Origin of the sequence: Jutongia huaianensis (assembly GCF_014384985.1) — a bacterium.
Lineage (GTDB): Bacteria > Bacillota > Clostridia > Lachnospirales > Lachnospiraceae > Jutongia > Jutongia huaianensis.
Genome location: NZ_JACRSX010000001.1, coordinates 230,201 through 248,206 on the forward strand (window position 1 = coordinate 230,201; position 18,006 = coordinate 248,206).

The following is an 18,006-nucleotide window of genomic DNA, read 5'->3' on the forward strand; positions in this document are numbered from 1 at the left end:
TTTGTGATATACCCTATCATATTCTTCCCCCAAAAACAAGAACCAATTTATAATTCTTTCTTAAAAAAAAATAAATCGCTCCGGCTCTCATTTGCGGATCCAGGCGTATAACCATTTTGAGGGTTTGTCATATTCCGCAAATGAGTAAAAACAATTGTAATCCGTGACCTGCTCTAAGGTCTGGAGTCCAAAGTGTGCAAAGCCTGCTTCCCAGGGCTCACTGAATACCGTTTCTCTTTTGATCTGATAAATATTGAAAATGTTTTTTTCAGATTTCCAGTAGCCCTCTATTTTCTCTTTCCATTCCTGCTCTGTCGTGGATGCTTTTACCATCTGTACCTTCTGCCAGAGCTCCTGTGCATAGCCAGCCTTCGCCACAGTGATCGGTCCCTTATTATAGTCCTGTCTGACATATCTTTCCTGCAGTGCCATTTCTGTCCCGGCAGCATCATTGTTCAGATAATCCACAAGTCCTGCCATAGAAGCATAATACAGCTTTACCGCACTTCTGGAATGTTCTACATCCACGTAATAGATCTTTCCGTCAATCTTTACGACATTCCAGGTATGTCCACTGTTGGATACCCGTCCAAAATGCTCCACACCGGCATAACAGGCCGCCTGTTCATAAAAATACGCAAGATCATAGCAGACACCATGTGCTTTTTTGTTTTTTAATACTGCCCATCCAGGGGTATATTCATTTTCAAAATGTGCATGTCCCTGCACCCACAGATTCACATACCATGCCCTGTCATACTGGTTCATGTCCTTTGTGGCATTCTGGATCTCTGCCGCACAGTATTTATTGGCTTCGATATCCCGGTAAGTATATCGGGTATCTTTGTCTTTGCCGTTTACCGTCAGAGTATATGTAAGCTTCTTTCCTTTGTACTGCATGTTTACCGTCACACCGGTCACATAGTCCTTGTACTGTTTTGTACTTTTCTTCATTTTGTGAAGACGAAAATCCATAAACTCTGTTTCCATACTGTCCCAGTTTTCGGACAGATATGCATTTCCATAAATTGCTTTATTCACAGCCGTGGTAAATGCAGAGGTATTTTTCCACATATTCTTCTGTGATGTTTTTAAAGTCACCTTGACCTTGCGGGTACACTTTTTACTCCCCGCCACCTGCCATGTTTTCTCTACCTTCTGTGCCCATTCTTCTACTGTTTTGTCCGCCGCCGACACTTCCGTCACCCTGCCGGTTCCGGCTGTCAGAACGACTGCCATTACTCCCCAAAGTAATTTGTAACAGCTTTTCTTCTGAAAAAATCTTCCCATAAATAAGCCCCTTATTTCTTTCCCGGTTACAGTTCCATGCCAAAGGAGCATGATCTGCACACCGAATCCTGCCGGCAGTTTAACTACTGCCAGCCCCCGTCGCTTCATTTCCATAGCATCAACAGATGGTGCCTCCTCCCAGCACCACACCATCCTCATAAAATACAACTGCCTGTCCCGGCGTCACCGCACGTACTGGTTCCAGAAAATGCACCGTGACTTCATCATCCCGACAGCGTTCGATCACACATTTCGCTCCGGCATGGGAATATCGGATCTTAGCTGTCACCTCCTGTCCCTCTTCAAAACGATCTGCCGCCATATAATTGATATGGTCTGCCGTAAGTCTGTCCGTAAACACATCCTCCGCCTCTCCGATCACCACTTCTCTCGTCTCCGGACGAATCTGTGTCACAAAAACAGGATGCCCCATCGCCAGATTTAATCCCTTACGCTGTCCCACGGTATAATGCGAGATTCCCTTATGCTGTCCGAGAACCCTGCCATCTGCTGCAACAAAGTTTCCGGGCAGCTCCTTCTCCCCTGTCTCTCTCGCGATAAAACCGGCATAATCCTGATCCGGCACAAAACAGATTTCCTGGCTGTCCGGTTTATTTGCCACCTCTAATCCAATCTTCGCCGCAATCTCCCTCACCTGAGGCTTGGTATAATCGCCTACCGGCATCAGGGTATGTGCAAGCTGGTGCTGGGTCAGATTATAAAGTGCATAGCTTTGATCCTTCTGTGCTGTAACAGACGGTGCTATCGCATATCTTCCGTTCGGACATTGTACGATCCTTGCGTAATGGCCTGTTGCAATATAATCTGCACCAATCTCCATGCTCCGGTGAAGAAGAGATTCCCATTTTACATACCGGTTACAGGCAATGCAGGGATTGGGCGTTCTGCCCAGGCGATATTCTTCCACAAAATAATCAATGACCTTTTCCTGGAATTCATCCCGGAAATTCATTACATAATATGGAATATCCAGCATATGCGCCACTCTCCTGGCATCCTCCACAGCACTCCAGCCACAGCAGCCGCCTTCCTTTTCAATGCTGCACCGGTCCTCCTGCTGCCAGATCTGCATCGTAGCACCAATCACATGATACCCCTGCTCCTTAAGCAGATATGCCGCCACAGAAGAATCCACTCCTCCGGACATTCCCACAACTACTGTTTTGTTCTTATTTCCTGCCATGTCAATAACCATGCCTTTCCCAAACCTGCAGACCAGACCACAGGCATCCTGTCTGTAATTTCCTGTATTCTCGAAAAACCGGACAGTCAAACAACCGTCCGGTTCTTAATTGCGTTTTATACAATTTTAGAAGTGCCTTGCTGCTTTAGAAGCTCTACTCCTCCAAAACCTCCGCTGTGAAAAGCGCTGTTTCTGCGCTTTTCTATGCGAAATCTTATTACTTCTTGACTGCGTATTGTGCAGTCTTAGAAGTAGTTTTCGCATTAGTCCTCATCCGAAATATCAGTCTTCGGCTTTTTCAGTCCTTCAATCGTAATATGATGCTTCTCCGCATAATCCCAAAGAGCAGCGTGGATCGCTTCCTCCGCAAGCAGAGAACAATGCACCTTTACCGGCGGAAGTCCGTCCAATGCTTCCATAACAGCCTTATTGGTTACTTCAAGAGCCTCATAGATTGTTTTGCCCTTTACCAGCTCTGTTGCCATACTGCTGGTTGCTACTGCGGCACCACATCCGAATGTCTTGAACTTGCAGTCCTTTACGATCTTGGTATCCTCATCAATATCCAGATAAATACGCATGATATCACCGCACTTTGCATTTCCTACGGTACCGACACCACTTGCATTTTCAATCTCTCCTACATTTCTCGGATTATTGAAATGATCCATTACTTTTTCGCTATAATTCATTGATAATCTCCCTTTCTTTTGTCTGATCTATAGGGTTTATATTGATTACTGCTCCTTCTGCTGCTTTACAAAATCATCATACAGAGGAGACATACTGCGCAATCTCTCCACAATCTTCTTTGCCTGATCGGCTACAAAATCCATCTCTTCCATCGTATTATCCTCAGAGAGGGTCAGACGAAGAGAACCATGCGCGATCTCGTGCGGCAGACCGATCGCCAGCAATACATGAGACGGATCCAAAGAACCGGATGTGCAGGCAGAACCACTGGAAGCACAAATGCCATTCTGATCCAGAAGAATCAGAAGAGACTCTCCCTCAATGAAACGGAAACAGAAGTTTACATTGTTTGGCAGTCGTTTTACGCGGTCACCATTGAGACGGCAGTAAGGAATCTCCTTTTCCAGTCTCTCGATCAGGTGATCTCTCAGTGCCGTTTCCTTTGCAATCGTCTGGTCCATATTGGCATGAGCAAGCTCGGCTGCCTTTGCCATCCCTACGATACCCGGTACATTGTGAGTACCTGCACGACGGGAACGTTCCTGGGAGCCGCCGTGGATCAGAGGACCAATCTTTACCTTATTGCTCATATACAGGAAACCGATACCCTTTGGTCCATGGAACTTATGACCACTGGCGCTGAGCATGTCGATGTTCATCTCCTGTACGTTAATCGGTACATGTGCATATGCCTGAACAGCATCTGTGTGGAACAATACCCCATGCTCATGGGCAACCTTTCCAATCTCTGCGATCGGCTCGATCGTACCGATCTCATTATTTGCAAACATAATACTGATCAGGATCGTATCGGGACGGATTGCTTTCTCAACCTCCTCCGGTGTTACGAGACCATTTTCATCCACATCAAGATATGTGACCTCATAACCGTGCTTTTCCAGATACTCGCAGGTATGCAGGATCGCATGATGCTCGATCTTGGATGTAATGATATGTTTTCCTTTGGACTGATATGCCTCGGCAACGCCTTTCAGCACCCAGTTGTCCGACTCACTGCCGCCACCGGTAAAATAAATCTCTGTGGCTGCTGCCCCCAGAGAATCCGCAATCACCTTTCTGGCATCTTCCATCGCTTTTTTGGCCTCTCCGGCAAAGCTGTACACACTGGAAGGATTGCTGTAATTCTCCAGATAATATGGTTTCATCGCCTCAAACACTTCCGGTTTGACCGATGTTGTTGCTGCATTATCTAAATAAATCAATTTGCTCATAGTGAATACCACTGCCTTTCTGTGTCTGTCCCGGTTTAAGGACAGATATGTATTTAAAATATAGATGAGTCCATATTTCCTACTAATTCTATGGGCTGTCTGTAATTATACTCATTTCGCAGTTATTGTCAACCGCTGTCAGTTTCATTTACGGATATTACCGGGAACGCACGACCCCTTTTGCTCCAATCTTCGCATTTACTGAAATTCCATTGACGTAATTGACAAATTTTCTCACTTTGCTTTTTCCTGTCAGAAGATGAGTTTCCCTTCCTGACTGCAGACATGGCAGCATCCTCGCCTCAACAGATCCATTCTTCCGGATCGTCAGCAGAAGCAGTGTGGTATATAAGGTCTTTTCATTAAACCAATAGTTTCCCAGACTGTAAAAGATCGGCTTCCCTTTATAATAACCCACTCCCTGCAGACAATGAGTATGAGCACCGACCACTACGTCCGCCCCGGCATTGATATAATCCTTCGCCTGGCTTGTCTGTGCTGATTCCAGCTTCGTGCTGTATTCAGTACCCCAATGCACAAATGCAATAACGACATCTGCTTTTTTCTTTGCCTTGCGTATTGCACGGACATACTGCGTATCATCGTAAGTCCGGAAGACTCCCGGAGAATGTTTCCCTGCTGCCGGTGTGAGAATATACTTCTCTGCTCTTGTGGCAGCGATCACAGCAATGGTTTTCCCTTTGCTCTGAAAATAGACCGGCTTTTTGGCCTCTTTGATATCTTTCCCGCCGCCGGTATATTTTATTCCATTGTTTTCCAGAGCAGATAATGTATCCAGAAACGCCCTCTCCCCATAATCATAAACATGATTGTTGGCAAGAGATACCGCATCAACTCCCAGCTGCCGTAACAGCTTCACATTCCTGCGGGGCGCCCGGAAGGTATATGCCTTCCCCTTCATCGCCTTACCACGGTTGCTGATGGAAAACTCATTATTCAGCACCATATAATCGCAGCTTCTCATCTTCCTGATCAGCCGCGGGTCAATACAGCCCTGAATGCCTTTGCCCTTCTGGCGCATATGCTTCATCACTGTCCAGGTTTCATCCAGATTGATATCCCCGGCAAAACCAAGGGTAATATCACCGTTCTCTGTCTGAGAAGCTTCCCCCGGAGTCCCGGTATCTTCCTCCGTTGTAGTAAGACCGGAGTCTTTCGTATCCTCCTCGGTGGTATCCAGCTCCGGATCCTCCTTCGAGGTATCCTCATCCGAAGCTTTGCCTGCCGTTTCCTCTGTTACAGTCTGTCCATCAGAGGAATCTCCTAACTTCTGCGAATCCTCCTGTTTCTCATCCTGCGTATCCTCCTCTGCGTCACCCTGAGTCCGCACATCCCCTTCCGAAGATGAGCTGCTTCCCTCATAGGGTTCTGATATCTTGGCCGGCTCCTTCTGCTCCGGCTTCGGATGATTCGTCCGGTAAAAATCCACAATGATCCATAATGCAAGCAATATTACAACGGCGATCACAACGCCTCTTCCTTTGCCATGCATCCAATCCCGTATCTTTCCCATATTTTATCCTTCCGTTATTTACGTTAAGTTCTTGATCACTACACCATATTTCGGAGGACAATTTAAGCGAAGAATTCCATTTTCCACACTATACATCGCTGTCTCCAGAGAAAAGCCCTCCGGACTGGTATTGATCAGACGCGCCATACGGGTTGCCTCCGTCAGACCAAGGCGCCACACCGGCAGTTCGACAGATACCGGCTGATCTCCGCTGTTGATGGCGATCACAAATTTGTCCTGCTCATTAAATCTGCCGTAGCTGATAAACTGATACTGACCATGCAAAAACATGATCGATCCTGTCTTCATTGCCTGATAATCTTTATGAACACGAATGATCTCCTTATGGAAATCAATCAGATCCTGATCTTCTCTGCCCCATGGATATGCACGACGGTTATCCGGATCGGTCCAGCCACAGAGTCCTGCCTCATCTCCATAGTAGATTGTCGGTGCTCCCGGCCATGTCATCTGGATCATAACCGCCAGCCGCATAATCGCCTTGTCAACACCCTCGTTAGCCGCCTCCGGTCCCAGATATGCGGTTCTTCCCACCTTCCGGTTCGTTCTGGTAAGGAAACGGGAATGATCGTGGTTGGACAGCTCATTCATCGCTACCTGCAGGGACTGTGTATGGAAACGTGTCATAAAATGACGCATAGATCCAAAGAAAGAATCCGGATTACCAAGCTGATCCTGACGATACTCATCACTGTGCTTCTCCACGCCTGTCAGAAACCAGGTCAATGGCTCCATAAAGGCATCGTAGTTCATGACCGTATCCCACTCATCACCCTTGAGCCACTCCGTCGGATCTCCATAATGCTCCGCAAGGATCAGCGCGTTTGGATTGGCCTCCTTGACATTGCGGCGGAACTCCTTCCAGAAGTAATGATTATATTCTCCGGACTGTCCCAGATCGGCAGCCACGTCAAGTCTCCATCCATCCACATTATACGGCGGAGAAACCCATTTACGCCCCACATGCATAATATAATCGAACAGCGCCGGGGATTCCTCATAGTTCAGCTTTGGCAGCGTATCATGTCCCCACCAGCCATCGTAATGGGGATTATACGGCCACTGATGCTCCCGGAATTTAAAGAAAGTATTGTAAGGACTGTCCTCAGACACATATGCTCCTTTTTCATAGCCTTCTGCGTTTTCATAAATACACTCTCTGTCCAGCCATTTATTGAAGGAACCACAGTGATTAAACACACCATCCAGAATGACCTTCATACCCCTGCGATGAACCTCTTCCACAAACTCGGCAAAAAGCCGGTTACTTGCTTCCAGATTTTCCTTATCCGTTACACGGCAGATATAACGGGATGCAGCTTTATTCGGATAATCGGGATCCGACTTCCAGTTTCCCTGCTCATCCTTCTGTAAAAGCTCTCCCTCATCCTTGACGATCCGGCCAAAATGAGGATCAACATAGTCATAATCCTGAATATCATACTTATGGTTCGACGGAGATACAAAAATCGGATTGAGATAAATAACCTCTACGCCCAGATCCTGCAGATAATCTAACTTCTGCATCACTCCGGCGATATCGCCTCCATAAAACTCCCGGACGCCCATTGCTGCGGGATATTTATTCCAGTCTGTCACTTTGCTGGTGCCTTCACCGATATAAATATACTCATTGTCCTCTACATCGTTGCTGCGGTCTCCATTATAAAAACGATCCACATAGATCTGATAAAATATGGCTCCCTTTGCCCAGTCCGGTGTGTGAAAACCCGGTGTCATAGTAAAATTGTAGTACTCCTCTACGGAATTGCACAACCCCACATTGTTATAATAGCATACCATCTGCCCGCAGTGAATCTCAAAGTAATAGAAAACCTGCTCCGTGCCAAGCTGTACAAATGTCTCGTAGTAGTCAAACAGGCGGTCATTATAAAGCTTCTCCATCTCAATGCGCTCATCATTAAATACCAGAATGACAGCATCCAGATTCTCTCTGGCGCATCTGAGCCTCAGCCTCACCCGGTCATAAGGATCCGGTTCGGACGGACAACGGTAAAATTCTGTTCCATCCGAAAATAACGCCTGCGGATTGAATATCGTTGTCAGATTATCCAGATACAGCTGCGTCTTCATCTGCTTTGACATCTTATAAAACTGCACATTTAAGTCCATGACCTGCCTCCATTACCATATATCTTCTTTTTCATTTTTTCATTAAAACACTATCTTTATCATTTTACATCATTTCAGGGCTTTTCACAAGTTTTTTAAAAGGGACTGTCGCAATTCGTGTGACAGCCCCTTTCTTATTTTGTAATTCTTTTCTATTGCCCGGAAAATGATTACTTTGTAATCGTTGCCCCGTCGCTGATCCCCTTTTTCTTGAATAATTTACGGTATGCTTTCACCTTACTCTCAGGTACTTTCACAACTACTCCGGAAGATATTCCCGAGAATGCGTTTCTTCCTACTGTACTCTCTGTAAGCTTTGTCGTTTTAATGGTCACTTTCTTCAGCTTCTTGCATCCACTAAATACGCGGTTTCCAATCTTTTTGACATTTTTTCCTATGATCACTTTCGTAATCCCGGCACGATTTCTGCAGGCGGATGCCCCCACAGATGTAACTTTGTATGTTACCCCTTTAATCGTTACCTGAGCCGGGATAGTAATGGTCCCCTTTGCTCCCTTCGCCGCTGCTGAATACTCCACGGTCGGGGAACCTGTTTTATCGCTTGTCACCTTATAGATTGCGCCTTTACTGCCAGTAAGCTTTTTTCCCTTTTTGGCCGGCTTGACCACCGGCTTCTTTGTCGGCTTTGGAATTGCAGGCTCCCCGGCCGGTGTCTCTGTCGGTGCCGCACTTGGTGTCACCGTCGGCTCTGCTGCCGGTGACACACTTGGTTCTGCCGTCGGCTTTCCACCCGGTTTTGCTGTCGTTTCTTCACTTGGTCCTGCCGTCGGCTTTCCACCCGGTTCTGCTGTTGATCCTGCGGTCGGCTTTGCTGTCGGCTCGGTTCCCGGTGTCTCTGTCGGCTCTGCCGTCGGTTTTGCTGTCGGCTCGGCTCCCGGTTCCGCACTCGGTCCTGCTGTCGGCTTTGCACCCGGTCCTGCCGTCGGCTTTGCTGTCGGCTCGGCTCCCGGTTCTGCACTTGGTCCTGCTGTCGGCTCCACACCCGGTTCTGCACTCGGCACTGCGGTCGGCACCACACCCGGCTTTGCACCCGGTGTCTCTGTCGGCTCTACCCCCGGCTCTGTGGTTGGCTTTGCACTCGGTCCTGCCGTCGGTGTGACAGACGGTGTGACAGTTGGCGTCACTTTAATGACCGGAATTACCGTACTTTCTTTGGTAATCGGACTCGTTCCTTCACTGTCAGAGAAACAGCCATCACATACGCTGCAGTGATAATATTCTATATTGCCTTCTTTCACTGTCGTGGCATTTTTCTTCTCGATCTTTTCCAGTATATGAGGTAGAAGAGCAATTTCTTTCCCTTCTTTGATCTTTCTTCCACACTGTTCACAGTACGTATCTCCGGTGTATCCGGCAGTAGTACAGGTAGATGCTTCTTCTCCTTTTACTTTCGTATCCGGATGCTCACAGGCACTCCGGGTGATTGTAATTGTTACCTGCTTCGTTATGTAAAGATCCTTATCCGGTCCTGCATAATCCGCCTTCGCCTCCACAGCTTCTGCTTCCGGAAGGTCTTTTGAGGCATCTTCTTCCACCCACTGCCAGTCAGCCGGAAGTTCTACCTGAGACACTTTCTTCACCGTATAAGGGGTTGTAATGGAATCCTTTGGCGTATTCTCCGGCTGGTTTGCCTTGAAAACCACAAATTTCGCAGCTTCCCGGCTTTCCAGTCCGGTATAATTATTTGTCTCTGTCACATATGCTTTTACATAGTAGATCCCCGCACTCTTTGGAACTACATCCGTGTATTCTCCTGTCTCAGAAGCTGCATAACGATATTTCACTGTACCAAATTTTGCCGCTGCCTCAGGATTCGGTACAGCAACTCCATCATATACATAATCCTTACAGGTAAGCTCCCTGGTAAACTCATTCTCTGCCTGTAATATGGAAAATCTGACCTGAACGGTTCCAATGTACTTTCCTGTCCCCTCTACCTTAACACTTGCCATCTTATCCTCTGTCGTCACATCTATATTATTCTCATAGCTTCCTTCCACAATTTTAAAATCCTCTCCGGGAACCAATGTATCATTTTCATCTCCATACTCTTGATAAAGGAAAATTTCATCCTCCTGCAGGGTAACGGCTTCTCCTGTGTAATATTTCTCAATATTCTTATTGATATGGTGGTCAATTCCCTCTTTTTCTGTCACTGTTGCCTCTTCGCTCTTAATGGAATATCCCTGCCAGTAAATCATGCAATAAAACGTAATCCCTACTCCCGGCTGGAACTCCAATGGTGAAATCTGAAGGGTATTGGAGGTAGCATCACTTATTTCTTCTGCATTACCCTCTCCCGTAATGCGATGCCACTGATAAGTAACTTCCTCTGCTGCATCCACATTTACATATAAGCTGGCCGGATTTCCACAATAATCCTCATATGACTCCGGCTGTGTGATAGTTACCGGAAGCTTTTCTACCGTTACATTTGATACTATCTTTGCCGTATCCTCCCCTGTGCCTTCCCCATCTAACAGGTCACTGTCCACAATCCATGCCGTCCCCTCTTCTCCGGAACGGAATCCATATCCATTTTCTAACATACTTCTAAGGTTTCCTTTTAGTGACCGCACATCGCTATAGCTGCCGCCCCTTAAGGAAACTTCCGGACTCTCCTCACCATTATAAAAGTACTTTCGAAACTGACCATGAAATGTTCCATCCAATACTGTAAGATTTCCACCAGTTACACTTACAGACCTTTCTCCATCTACAAATTCTGCTCCATCAATGGTAACCTCGCCCCCACCAATTGCTAATCCGGCATAATAATAATAATCGCTGGAAGATACAGTGGTACTCTTTTCTAATGTTAATTTCCCCCCCTTTGCCCTGACAACATCATTTTCTCTGGTCTTTAGGGTTCCGTTTTGTATCGTCACCTCAGCATGATCCGACACAATAACAGCGTTAACTCTGGCAGTCTCTATCTTATGTCCCCCTAAATCTAAGGTTATCTTACCCTCCCGGAAGGCGAGACTCTGATTGAGATCAACATCTTTCATGATTTTAATGGTTGCAGTGGTATCCGGGGTAAATTCACCTACTGCCTGACACAATTCCCCATAAGTGATATAACCGGTCAGTTGGTTATCCTTCTTTATGGTAGCTATGGCAACCATTCCACAGTTGGTACAGATCCCATCTTCTCCATATATGTGTTCACATTCGGTAGCAGCGGCACAATACATACAATAACCACTTTCATTGACATGATTCCCACATGGAACCATTTCAATATTCTCTGCACAGCGGTATCCCTCCACTGCTTCTATTGCATCGATCCATGCTCTGGTATAGAGACTGCCGCCTTTTATGCTTTTTATAGCAGTTCCTGCGGCAAACCATGTACTCATTGCTTTGGTATATTCTTCCCTTTGTTTTAACAAGCCAATGGTTCCACCACAAAGTTGTAAGTTACTGCCTTTACTCCATCCTGCATAGTCTCCAATAACTGATACCGTATCAATCTTTCCTCCGGAAATTTCCGCTTTTCCTCCCCTCCAGAAGACATTGTCTATATTCCCTGAAGTGATCTTACAAGATCCATACATTACTCCCACCTTGTCGATGGCTGCCCCGTCAATGCTGAGGTTTCCAGTGCCGCCACGAGCAAATACGGTATACTCACTATTTGAAGTTATCTCCACATTTCCCCCGATTGCAAGAGTTCCATAATTTTCCAACAATGCCGCTTTGCTGCCGCTATCCTGAATTTTTCCTCCCGGCACTCCGGAACATATGGTCCAGTTTGAGGATGTGTCTATATCCAGTACATAAGTGGATTCTTTGGAGTCCCAGCCAGACACTTCCTCTGTGCTTAATGTATGTCCATTTAAATCCAGCACAATAGTATGTTCTTTATCCGTTATGTATGTAATATACTTACTTCCTGTAATTTTAGATATCCGGGAATCCTGCAGCAGCTTAATGGTAGCCTTGTCACTGGTAGTGATCGCCTGATAAGCCTCCATAAAAGAGCTATATACTGTAGTCTTTCCATCCTGGGTAAGCTCTGCCACCTGCTCACCGGTGACATCTTCCGCTGCACAGACAGCCGGAAATGCAGTATAATCCACTGCAGATCCCATCATCAGTGCCGCCATCAGTACTGCCACTGCCTTTTTTAATTTTTTTGCGGCGGATTTATACCGTATCCGCCCCGCCACTCTCTTTTTCTTCATACCTTATCCTCCTGACTTTAATGTTTAAACAAACCTCTACACGATACTCCATGTCTCAATATTATAGGAAGATTCCTGTTTTGTCAATCAAAGAGCACGTTACGGACATTTTCCTATACCTGAAGAGGCTGCCGCATTAGAAATTCATGCGGCAGCCTCTTCCCTTGTATTTTACTCTTTGATTTTTTCCAAAAGCTGTTCCCTTGTATTTAGCTCCGGCTCCTCCAGTACCAGATCCAAAAGCTGCGAGAGCTTCTGCCCAAGTCCCGGTCCCGGTGCAATTCCCGCCCGGATCAGATCCCTGCCGTTGACCGCCAGATCCTTCACCGAAAGAGGCTGGCTTTTAGCTTCGATCTCCTGATACTTCTCCATACATTGATCCAGCTTTTCTAACTTCTCCGGGATTGTCTGCGGACTCTGGGACAGCACATCTGCATACTGCACCACAAACTCCATCCACATGATATCTCTGCCAATCTTCGATGCAGCCCTGCGTACAGACTTCATCGTGGTTTCCATCCGGTAATCGTGATAACGGATCAGGCGCACCACCGTGTCTATGGTTTCATTATCGTAGGTCAGACGTTTCAGAACCTTGCCGGCAGTTTTTGCACTCTGTTCCGGGTGGCCAAAGAAATGACCCTCTCCCTGCTCATCCACCGTCATCACCTCCGGCTTTGCCACATCATGAAGAAGCATGGCGAGCACAAGCATCGTATACTGTTTTTTGCTGAGACTGCCACAGATCTGTGAGATCCGCTCTGCGGCATAAGGAGACAACGGCTCCGGAAGCATTCCTGCCATAAACTTCTGCATCACTTCCACGCTGTGCATACAGTGCTCTCCCACTGTATAACAATGATGATGATTCTTTTGATCACATGTCATCATACGATCAAACTCCGGCAAAAATACCCCTGTCATTCCCGATGTATACGCCACCCGGAATCTTCCCGGATTCGGAGAAATTAAAAGTTTCGTCATTTCAACACGGATCCGCTCCGCACTGATCTTTTGCAGATTTTGTATTCTCTGCTCCATCGCCTGCAACGTCGCATCCTCGATCGTAAATCCCAGTTGTCCGGAAAAACGTACCGCCCGGAGCATCCGAAGGGCATCCTCGTCAAAACGCTGACCGGCATCTCCCACACAGCGGATCACACCACGTTTCAGATCCCCGACACCGTCAAACTCATCCACCAGACCGGAACGGTCATTGTATGCCATGGCATTGATGGTAAAATCCCTGCGCTCCAGATCCATCCGGAGACTGGTAGTAAACGCCACCTCCTTCGGATGGCGTCCATCCTCGTACTCCCCGTCGATCCGGTAAGTGGTTACCTCATAGCCCTCTCCGTTTACCATAACGGTGATGGTGCCATGCTGCAGCCCCGTATCAATGGTTTTGCGGAACAGCCCTTTTACTTCCAGCGGTTTGGCGGACGTGGTAATATCCCAGTCCTCCGGCTCTCTGCCCAGCATGGCATCCCGCACACAGCCTCCGACGGCATACGCTTCATAGCCATGCTGCTCTAATTTATTTATGATCCTGACAACCTCCTGAGGCATCGTCATCTGATACTCTGACATAATCTCCCCCGTTTCATTCCGTTTTACTCGTCACTGTCACGCAAGGTTGCCTCATCTCCAAGATCTACCCGCTTCATTTCCTTCTTACGATAGAAGATATCATACAATGCAGGTACTACAAACAACGTCATCAATGTTGCATAAGCAAGACCACCTATGGTAACGATCGCCATACCACGGCTCATATCCGAACCGGTATCGTGACTAAATACCATTGTACTCATTGCAAGAATGGTCGTCAATGCCGTCATTAAAATAGGACGCATACGGGTAACGCCTGTCTCGATCAGAGCCTCTCTCTTTTCCACTCCGTCAAGACGAAGCTGATTGACATAATCCACAAATACGATACCGTTGTTTACCACGACGCCGGAAAGTACCAGGAAGCCCATAAGTGCCATCATGGAAAGCTCCTGTCCGGATATCAGCAAAGCGATCAGACCACCAGTAAATGCCAGCGGAATCGTAAAGATAACAATAAACGGTGACAACAGACTCTGGAACTGCGCTACCATGATCAGGTAAATAAATACAATGGCAAGCGCAATCATCAAAAGCATATTCTTGACCATCTCATTGGTGTTCTCCGTCTCGCCACCCATATCAATGGTATAGCCTGACGGAAGATCGTATTTGTCAATCTCCTTCTGCAGCTTACGGCTAAGCAGCGCCACATTATATCCATCCTCGACATCCGCTTTCACAGATACATAATTTACCAGATTTCTTCTGGAAAGACTCTCTACACTCTTTCCCTTTGTGATCTTCGCAAACTTGCTGAGCTTGTATGTCTTTGTAACTTCCTTGCCCTTGTCATTCATCTTGGTTGTTTCAAACTCGTAATCGGACAGATTTTGGGTGTCCAGCTCATCACGCTCATCCACGATCTTTACATTGTACTGCTGATCCTCTACGGTAATCTTCGTGGAGTCCTTCTCTGTGGTGAGTGCAGATGCCAGCTCCTGATAAACCTGAGCCACCGTGAGTCCGCATTTCATCGCCTCGTCCTTATCTACCGTGACGACATATTCGGTATCTCCTTCTTCCTGCTCATTGGTAATATCCTTAAAGCCCTTCTGCTGACCAACGATCTTCATAATATCTTCACTGATCTTGATCAGTTTGTCATTGTCCTTACCGGATATTTCAATATTCAGACCGGATCCCAGCATACTGGACATATCCATATTAGATGCCGATACCGTGTAGTCATCCAGCGTAAGCTTTTTCAGCTTATTCTCTAATTCTGCCGCAATCTGCTTATTCTTACGTGCATATTTCTTATCCAGAAGAACCTCAAAGGTGTAGGACTTGTCGTCCGTTGACATCATCGATGTTCCGGATGTCATAACACCACCCACTGTGTCTACCCCTTTCGTTTTGCTGACAAGATCCAGAATCTGATCTGCTGTCTCGTGATCCTCTTTTGTAGAATTCTCCTTTGGCATCGTTGCCGAGATAGACATCTGCTCGCTTGCCATATCCGGCATCATAACGATGCCCATACGGAATACCTGGATCACACAGAATATCAGGAGTACCAGAGATCCCACCAGTACTACTGCCTTATGGGACAAAGAAAAACGTGCCGCCTTTTCATAGGCATTTAATACGGCATCAAAGAAACGATGCTTCTTTGTATTTTCCTTTTTGAGAACTGTCGCACTCATACTTGGCACAACCGTCAGCGCAACCACCAGGCTGGCGGAAAGACTGTATGCGATCGTCAGACACATATCCTGCATAATGGATCTGGTCAGTCCGTCCGTAAAGATGATCGGAAGGAATACACAGATCGTGGTCAGTGTAGAGGAGAAAATCGCTCCCGCCACCTGATTGGCTCCCATGACTGCCGCTCTTGCCGCCGGCACTCCCTTATTGCGGAGCCGGTATATATTTTCGATAACGACAATGGAGTTATCTACCAGCATGCCCACTCCCAATGCCAGACCGGATAAGGAAATAATATTCATGGTAATGTTTGTAAAATACATCAGCACGATCGCAAACAATACGCTAAGCGGAATGCTGAACGCAACAACCACGGTAGGACGTACATCTTTCAGGAACAGCATCAATACCAGTACGGCAAGGAGTGCTCCAAATATCAGATTGGACAATACAGACTTGATAATGATCTTAATGTAATCCCCCTGATCCAACAAATTGACAATACGAAGATTTTTATCTTCCTTCTGCAGTTCCTTAATCTTCTGCCCACACCGTTTGGATACATCCGAGGTTCCCGCCGTACTTGACTTGGAAATACTTAAGATGACTGCATCATTTCCGTTGACCTTGGCGTAATTATCCTCCGAATTGTCGATCACCGTGACATCTGCCACATCACAAAGGCGGATATCCCCAATGTCTTTCATATTGGTCAGAAGTGTATTTTTCAGCTCCTTGATATTATTATACTCGTCACCAACCTTGATCAGATACTGTGTTCCATCCTCGCTGATATAACCGGCCGGCATAGAGAAGTTCTCTGCTGTCAGGATATTGGATAACTGATCCTGCGTCAGAAGCTGATCCAGATTTGCCTTCTTTAACGCTTCTTTTCTTGACTTCTCATAAGACTTTCTCGCCTTCTCTAACTCCTTGCTGCTGTTATCCAGTGTAGTCTCTGCAGAGGCAATCTGGGCATTAGCCGCGCCAAATGCCGCTGCTGCCGTAATCTTTCCTGCCTCGACCTGCTCATATTTGCCTTCCGCCTTCTTGATGGATTTCTCCACCTGTGCCAAAACCGCCTCGGCAGTCTTGATCTTGATCTTCAGATTGGCAAGCTCTGTGTTGATCTGTGGAATCCTTGTATTGACGATGTCATACATGGTCTGCAGATTCTTCTTGGTCAGATTCTTTGCCGCATCTGCCTGACCCTGCTGTTTCATCATATCCTGCATTGCCGTTAATTTATCCGGATGATCAAGGGCATCCTTCACATCTGCCGGAATGCTCTCCAGCTGCTTCTCTGCCTGCTGCTTTGTGGTTGTCTCTGCGGTCTGGGCAGCCGCTTTTTTGATCTCATCCGCAGCGTTCCCCATCTGACTCAGCAAATGATTCACGTTGTCTGCTGTAACGGTAGTTTTCGTACCGCTCTGATCCATGGCATTCTGCACTGCCGCGATCAGAACCTGCTGATATACCTGATCGTAGATTGCCTTGTAGCCGTCCCCGGACTCCAGAGACTTTCTGGCTGCCGCAAAGGAAGCATTGATCTGATCGTAGGATGCCTCGATCTTATTTTTCTTATAAGCGGCAAGCTCTGCATTTAATGCAGTCTGGCTCGCTTTGAGACTGGTTACCTGAGAAGAATATGCCTCCTTGTTCGCCATTGCCTGATCCATCATTTTACTGAATTTGGCCAGCTCATTGCTCTTATCCGTCTGCTGTTCACTTAAGCTTTCCTTCTGCTCCTCCAGCTTTTTCTTGCCATCATCCAGCTTCTTCTGGGCATCGTCGATCTTTTTTCTTGCATCCTTGAGGGAGCTGTCGGTCTTTTCCAGAATCTTTCCATTGATGTCGTCAATCTTGTCCTGGTTGAGCTTTACCTCTACGGACTTCTCTACCAGGCCGGATGCCTGGACACTTGCAACGCCATCCTGACGTTCCAGCTCCGGAATGATATTGTCCTGCACATATTGTGTCAGCTCATATCCCTTTTTGCCCTTATAATCCACACTGACCATCATGGTAGACATCATATCAGCCGAAAGCTCCATAACCATAGGATTATCCACATTGTCCGGCAGATCAAGCTGATTGACTGCCGATGTCACCTTAACCATAGCACTGTCCATATTCGTGTCATCTTCAAACTCCAATACTACCATACTGTAGTTTTCGCTTGATGTGCTGGTAACTTCCTTAACACCGTTTACGGTTCCTACACCATTTTCAATGACATCTGTAAGCTCCGTCTCCACCTTTTCCGGTGATGCTCCCGGATATGTAGTGATCACCATCATATATGGCATATTCATATTCGGCAGCAGGTCTGTGGTCATTTTACTGAAGCTGACACCACCAAGCACCAGCACCATCACAACCGCCACCAGGATCACATATGGTCTTTTTACACTAAATTTGGGCATG

The 18,006-nt window shown here is 46.8% G+C and carries 9 protein-coding genes; all 9 read right to left on the reverse strand.

Annotated elements, in window-relative coordinates; genetic code table 11:
• Positions 1-87 precede the first annotated feature (87 nt).
• Entirely contained in the window at positions 88-1,449 is a 1,362-nt protein-coding gene (locus H8704_RS00985) for a hypothetical protein (protein ID WP_249296947.1), read from the reverse strand.
• On the reverse strand, positions 1,409-2,494 hold the full coding sequence (gene mnmA, locus H8704_RS00990) for a tRNA 2-thiouridine(34) synthase MnmA (protein ID WP_249296948.1): 1,086 nt from the start codon (positions 2,492-2,494) through the stop codon (positions 1,409-1,411). Before mnmA ends, H8704_RS00985 begins: the two co-directional genes overlap by 41 nt.
• Before the next feature lie 263 nt (positions 2,495-2,757).
• Positions 2,758-3,186, reverse strand: a complete 429-nt coding sequence (gene nifU, locus H8704_RS00995; protein WP_118677187.1) for a Fe-S cluster assembly scaffold protein NifU — start codon at positions 3,184-3,186, stop codon at positions 2,758-2,760.
• A gap of 45 nt (positions 3,187-3,231) precedes the next feature.
• On the reverse strand, positions 3,232-4,419 hold the full coding sequence (gene nifS / locus H8704_RS01000; RefSeq protein ID WP_249296949.1) for a cysteine desulfurase NifS: 1,188 nt from the start codon (positions 4,417-4,419) through the stop codon (positions 3,232-3,234).
• A 157-nt stretch (positions 4,420-4,576) separates the two neighbouring features.
• Positions 4,577-5,953, reverse strand: coding sequence for a CapA family protein (locus H8704_RS01005; protein WP_249296950.1), 1,377 nt, complete (start codon positions 5,951-5,953; stop codon positions 4,577-4,579).
• An 18-nt stretch (positions 5,954-5,971) separates the two neighbouring features.
• On the reverse strand, positions 5,972-8,107 hold the full coding sequence (locus tag H8704_RS01010; protein WP_330605791.1) for a glycoside hydrolase family 13 protein: 2,136 nt from the start codon (positions 8,105-8,107) through the stop codon (positions 5,972-5,974).
• A 170-nt stretch (positions 8,108-8,277) separates the two neighbouring features.
• Positions 8,278-12,318, reverse strand: a complete 4,041-nt coding sequence (locus H8704_RS01015) for a leucine-rich repeat protein (protein ID WP_249296951.1) — start codon at positions 12,316-12,318, stop codon at positions 8,278-8,280.
• Positions 12,319-12,489: 171 nt separating this feature from the next.
• The gene (locus H8704_RS01020; protein WP_249296952.1) at positions 12,490-13,908 is read right to left on the reverse strand and encodes a CCA tRNA nucleotidyltransferase; all 1,419 of its coding nucleotides are present in this window, start codon (positions 13,906-13,908) and stop codon (positions 12,490-12,492) included.
• A gap of 23 nt (positions 13,909-13,931) precedes the next feature.
• Positions 13,932-18,005, reverse strand: a complete 4,074-nt coding sequence (locus H8704_RS01025) for an efflux RND transporter permease subunit (RefSeq protein ID WP_249296953.1) — start codon at positions 18,003-18,005, stop codon at positions 13,932-13,934.
• Position 18,006 lies beyond the last annotated feature (1 nt).

Bases quoted from the DNA above. Each gene is read 5' to 3' on its own strand.
- nifS (WP_249296949.1), bottom strand. From the start codon at position 4,419: ATGAGCAAATTGATTTATTTAGATAATGCAGCAACAACATCGGTCAAA.
- H8704_RS01020 (WP_249296952.1), bottom strand. From the start codon at position 13,908: ATGTCAGAGTATCAGATGACGATGCCTCAGGAGGTTGTCAGGATCATA.
- H8704_RS01015 (WP_249296951.1), bottom strand. From the start codon at position 12,318: ATGAAGAAAAAGAGAGTGGCGGGGCGGATACGGTATAAATCCGCCGCA.
- H8704_RS00985 (WP_249296947.1), bottom strand. From the start codon at position 1,449: ATGAGGATGGTGTGGTGCTGGGAGGAGGCACCATCTGTTGATGCTATG.
- mnmA (WP_249296948.1), bottom strand. From the start codon at position 2,494: ATGGCAGGAAATAAGAACAAAACAGTAGTTGTGGGAATGTCCGGAGGA.
- H8704_RS01005 (WP_249296950.1), bottom strand. From the start codon at position 5,953: ATGGGAAAGATACGGGATTGGATGCATGGCAAAGGAAGAGGCGTTGTG.
- nifU (WP_118677187.1), bottom strand. From the start codon at position 3,186: ATGAATTATAGCGAAAAAGTAATGGATCATTTCAATAATCCGAGAAAT.
- H8704_RS01010 (WP_330605791.1), bottom strand. From the start codon at position 8,107: ATGGACTTAAATGTGCAGTTTTATAAGATGTCAAAGCAGATGAAGACG.
- H8704_RS01025 (WP_249296953.1), bottom strand. From the start codon at position 18,005: ATGCCCAAATTTAGTGTAAAAAGACCATATGTGATCCTGGTGGCGGTT.